Genomic DNA, 5,114 nt, shown 5'->3' with positions numbered 1-5,114 from the left:
GCGCAAGTGGTTGATGTTACAAAGGAAACTTTGAAAACATCTGAAAATAACCACTTGACAGCAACAGAGGCTGCTGTAGAATGCGCGCCTCGGTTGAGCGAAAGCTTAACCAACCGCTCTTTAACAACTGAATCAAGCAATTCGTGTGGGTGCTTGTGGAGTCAGACTGATAGTCAACAAGATTATCAGCATCACAAGTTACTCCGCGAGAAATCAAAGATGTAACCAACGATTGCTGAGCCAAGTTTAGGGTTTCTTAAAAACCCAAAGATGTTTGAACTGAAGAGTTTGATCATGGCTCAGATTGAACGCTGGCGGCAGGCCTAACACATGCAAGTCGAGCGGTAGAGAGGTGCTTGCACCTCTTGAGAGCGGCGGACGGGTGAGTAATACCTAGGAATCTGCCTGGTAGTGGGGGATAACGTTCGGAAACGGACGCTAATACCGCATACGTCCTACGGGAGAAAGCAGGGGACCTTCGGGCCTTGCGCTATCAGATGAGCCTAGGTCGGATTAGCTAGTTGGTGAGGTAATGGCTCACCAAGGCTACGATCCGTAACTGGTCTGAGAGGATGATCAGTCACACTGGAACTGAGACACGGTCCAGACTCCTACGGGAGGCAGCAGTGGGGAATATTGGACAATGGGCGAAAGCCTGATCCAGCCATGCCGCGTGTGTGAAGAAGGTCTTCGGATTGTAAAGCACTTTAAGTTGGGAGGAAGGGCATTAACCTAATACGTTAGTGTTTTGACGTTACCGACAGAATAAGCACCGGCTAACTCTGTGCCAGCAGCCGCGGTAATACAGAGGGTGCAAGCGTTAATCGGAATTACTGGGCGTAAAGCGCGCGTAGGTGGTTTGTTAAGTTGAATGTGAAATCCCCGGGCTCAACCTGGGAACTGCATCCAAAACTGGCAAGCTAGAGTATGGTAGAGGGTAGTGGAATTTCCTGTGTAGCGGTGAAATGCGTAGATATAGGAAGGAACACCAGTGGCGAAGGCGACTACCTGGACTGATACTGACACTGAGGTGCGAAAGCGTGGGGAGCAAACAGGATTAGATACCCTGGTAGTCCACGCCGTAAACGATGTCAACTAGCCGTTGGGAGTCTTGAACTCTTAGTGGCGCAGCTAACGCATTAAGTTGACCGCCTGGGGAGTACGGCCGCAAGGTTAAAACTCAAATGAATTGACGGGGGCCCGCACAAGCGGTGGAGCATGTGGTTTAATTCGAAGCAACGCGAAGAACCTTACCAGGCCTTGACATCCAATGAACTTTCTAGAGATAGATTGGTGCCTTCGGGAACATTGAGACAGGTGCTGCATGGCTGTCGTCAGCTCGTGTCGTGAGATGTTGGGTTAAGTCCCGTAACGAGCGCAACCCTTGTCCTTAGTTACCAGCACGTAATGGTGGGCACTCTAAGGAGACTGCCGGTGACAAACCGGAGGAAGGTGGGGATGACGTCAAGTCATCATGGCCCTTACGGCCTGGGCTACACACGTGCTACAATGGTCGGTACAAAGGGTTGCCAAGCCGCGAGGTGGAGCTAATCCCATAAAACCGATCGTAGTCCGGATCGCAGTCTGCAACTCGACTGCGTGAAGTCGGAATCGCTAGTAATCGTGAATCAGAATGTCACGGTGAATACGTTCCCGGGCCTTGTACACACCGCCCGTCACACCATGGGAGTGGGTTGCACCAGAAGTAGCTAGTCTAACCCTCGGGAGGACGGTTACCACGGTGTGATTCATGACTGGGGTGAAGTCGTAACAAGGTAGCCGTAGGGGAACCTGCGGCTGGATCACCTCCTTAATCGACGACATCAGCTGCTCCATAAGTTCCCACACGAATTGCTTGATTCATTGAAGAAGACGGTAGAAGCAACGTTAAATCGTGGCTTCTCTATCGTAAAGCTTAGAAATGAACATTCCATCAGATGGTGGTGAATGTTGATTTCTGATCTTTTGATTAGATCGTTCTTTAAAAATTTGGGTATGTAATAGAAAGTTAGACTGGATAGCACTTTCACTGGTGTTTATTCAGGCTAAGGTAAAATTTGTGAACGTTCTTAATTGAACATGCGAATTTTCGGCGAATGTCGTCTTCATAGTATAACCAGATTGCTTGGGGTTATATGGTCAAGTGAAGAAGCGCATACGGTGGATGCCTTGGCAGTCAGAGGCGATGAAAGACGTGGTAGCCTGCGAAAAGCTTCGGGGAGTCGGCAAACAGACTTTGATCCGGAGATGTCTGAATGGGGGAACCCACCTAACATAAGTTAGGTATCTTAAGCTGAATACATAGGCTTAAGAAGCGAACCAGGGGAACTGAAACATCTAAGTACCCTGAGGAAAAGAAATCAACCGAGATTCCCTTAGTAGTGGCGAGCGAACGGGGACCAGCCCTTAAGCTGTATTGATGTTAGCGGAACGCTCTGGAAAGTGCGGCCATAGTGGGTGATAGCCCTGTACGCGAAAACATCTTTACAGTGAAATCGAGTAGGACGGAGCACGAGAAACTTTGTCTGAATATGGGGGGACCATCCTCCAAGGCTAAATACTACTGACTGACCGATAGTGAACTAGTACCGTGAGGGAAAGGCGAAAAGAACCCCGGAGAGGGGAGTGAAATAGATCCTGAAACCGTATGCGTACAAGCAGTGGGAGCCCACTTTGTTGGGTGACTGCGTACCTTTTGTATAATGGGTCAGCGACTTATTTTCAGTGGCAAGCTTAACCGAATAGGGGAGGCGTAGCGAAAGCGAGTCTTAATAGGGCGTCTAGTCGCTGGGAATAGACCCGAAACCGGGCGATCTATCCATGGGCAGGTTGAAGGTTGGGTAACACTAACTGGAGGACCGAACCGACTACCGTTGAAAAGTTAGCGGATGACCTGTGGATCGGAGTGAAAGGCTAATCAAGCTCGGAGATAGCTGGTTCTCCTCGAAAGCTATTTAGGTAGCGCCTCATGTATCACTGTAGGGGGTAGAGCACTGTTTCGGCTAGGGGGCCATCCCGGCTTACCAAACCGATGCAAACTCCGAATACCTACAAGTGCCGAGCATGGGAGACACACGGCGGGTGCTAACGTCCGTCGTGAAAAGGGAAACAACCCAGACCGTCAGCTAAGGTCCCAAAGTTATGGTTAAGTGGGAAACGATGTGGGAAGGCTTAGACAGCTAGGAGGTTGGCTTAGAAGCAGCCACCCTTTAAAGAAAGCGTAATAGCTCACTAGTCGAGTCGGCCTGCGCGGAAGATTTAACGGGGCTCAAACCATACACCGAAGCTACGGGTATCATCTTAGGATGATGCGGTAGAGGAGCGTTCTGTAAGCCTGTGAAGGTGAGTTGAGAAGCTTGCTGGAGGTATCAGAAGTGCGAATGCTGACATGAGTAACGATAATGGGTGTGAAAAACACCCACGCCGAAAGACCAAGGTTTCCTGCGCAACGTTAATCGACGCAGGGTTAGTCGGTCCCTAAGGCGAGGCTGAAAAGCGTAGTCGATGGAAAACAGGTTAATATTCCTGTACTTCTGGTTATTGCGATGGAGGGACGGAGAAGGCTAGGCCAGCTTGGCGTTGGTTGTCCAAGTTTAAGGTGGTAGGCTGGAATCTTAGGTAAATCCGGGATTCTAAGGCCGAGAGCTGATGACGAGTTAACTTTTAGTTAACGAAGTGGTTGATGCCATGCTTCCAAGAAAAGCTTCTAAGCTTCAGGTAACCAGGAACCGTACCCCAAACCGACACAGGTGGTTGGGTAGAGAATACCAAGGCGCTTGAGAGAACTCGGGTGAAGGAACTAGGCAAAATGGCACCGTAACTTCGGGAGAAGGTGCGCCGGTGAGGGTGAAGCATTTACTGCGTAAGCCCACGCCGGTCGAAGATACCAGGCCGCTGCGACTGTTTATTAAAAACACAGCACTCTGCAAACACGAAAGTGGACGTATAGGGTGTGACGCCTGCCCGGTGCCGGAAGGTTAATTGATGGGGTTAGCTAACGCGAAGCTCTTGATCGAAGCCCCGGTAAACGGCGGCCGTAACTATAACGGTCCTAAGGTAGCGAAATTCCTTGTCGGGTAAGTTCCGACCTGCACGAATGGCGTAACGATGGCGGCGCTGTCTCCACCCGAGACTCAGTGAAATTGAAATCGCTGTGAAGATGCAGTGTATCCGCGGCTAGACGGAAAGACCCCGTGAACCTTTACTATAGCTTTGCACTGGACTTTGAATTTGCTTGTGTAGGATAGGTGGGAGGCTTTGAAGTGTGGACGCCAGTCTGCATGGAGCCAACCTTGAAATACCACCCTGGCAACTTTGAGGTTCTAACTCAGGTCCGTTATCCGGATCGAGGACAGTGTATGGTGGGTAGTTTGACTGGGGCGGTCTCCTCCTAAAGAGTAACGGAGGAGTACGAAGGTGCGCTCAGACCGGTCGGAAATCGGTCGTAGAGTATAAAGGCAAAAGCGCGCTTGACTGCGAGACAGACACGTCGAGCAGGTACGAAAGTAGGTCTTAGTGATCCGGTGGTTCTGTATGGAAGGGCCATCGCTCAACGGATAAAAGGTACTCCGGGGATAACAGGCTGATACCGCCCAAGAGTTCATATCGACGGCGGTGTTTGGCACCTCGATGTCGGCTCATCACATCCTGGGGCTGAAGCCGGTCCCAAGGGTATGGCTGTTCGCCATTTAAAGTGGTACGCGAGCTGGGTTTAGAACGTCGTGAGACAGTTCGGTCCCTATCTGCCGTGGACGTTTGAGATTTGAGAGGGGCTGCTCCTAGTACGAGAGGACCGGAGTGGACGAACCTCTGGTGTTCCGGTTGTCACGCCAGTGGCATTGCCGGGTAGCTATGTTCGGGAAAGATAACCGCTGAAAGCATCTAAGCGGGAAACTTGCCTCAAGATGAGATCTCACTGGAACCTTGAGTTCCCTAAAGGGCCGTCGAAGACTACGACGTTGATAGGTTGGGTGTGTAAGCGCTGTGAGGCGTTGAGCTAACCAATACTAATTGCCCGTGAGGCTTGACCATATAACACCCAAGCAATTTGCGTTCTTGGTGACAAGAACAGACAAGTTGCGGTGTGTGAAGACGATACAAACCGAAAGTTTGCA

The 5,114-nt window shown here is 50.5% G+C and carries 1 protein-coding gene and 2 rRNA genes; all 3 read left to right on the top strand.

Annotated elements, in window-relative coordinates; genetic code table 11:
* Positions 1-225: hypothetical protein (locus FEZ21_RS22735; RefSeq protein ID WP_238840072.1), on the top strand; the 225-nt coding region annotated here is incomplete at its 5' end.
* Positions 226-276: 51 nt separating this feature from the next.
* Positions 277-1,813: ribosomal RNA gene (locus FEZ21_RS22375) — 16S ribosomal RNA — on the top strand.
* Positions 1,814-2,137: 324 nt separating this feature from the next.
* Positions 2,138-5,031, top strand: a 23S ribosomal RNA gene (locus FEZ21_RS22370).
* The 16S and 23S rRNA genes sit together here, the layout of an rRNA operon.
* Positions 5,032-5,114: the final 83 nt, after the last annotated feature.

Source organism: Pseudomonas sp. 9.1(2019) (genome assembly GCF_009910445.1).
Classification (GTDB): Bacteria; Pseudomonadota; Gammaproteobacteria; order Pseudomonadales; family Pseudomonadaceae; genus Aquipseudomonas; species Aquipseudomonas paraversuta.
The sequence above is the reverse complement of the archived record's forward strand: the minus strand, read 5'-3'. Positions and strand labels throughout refer to the sequence as shown.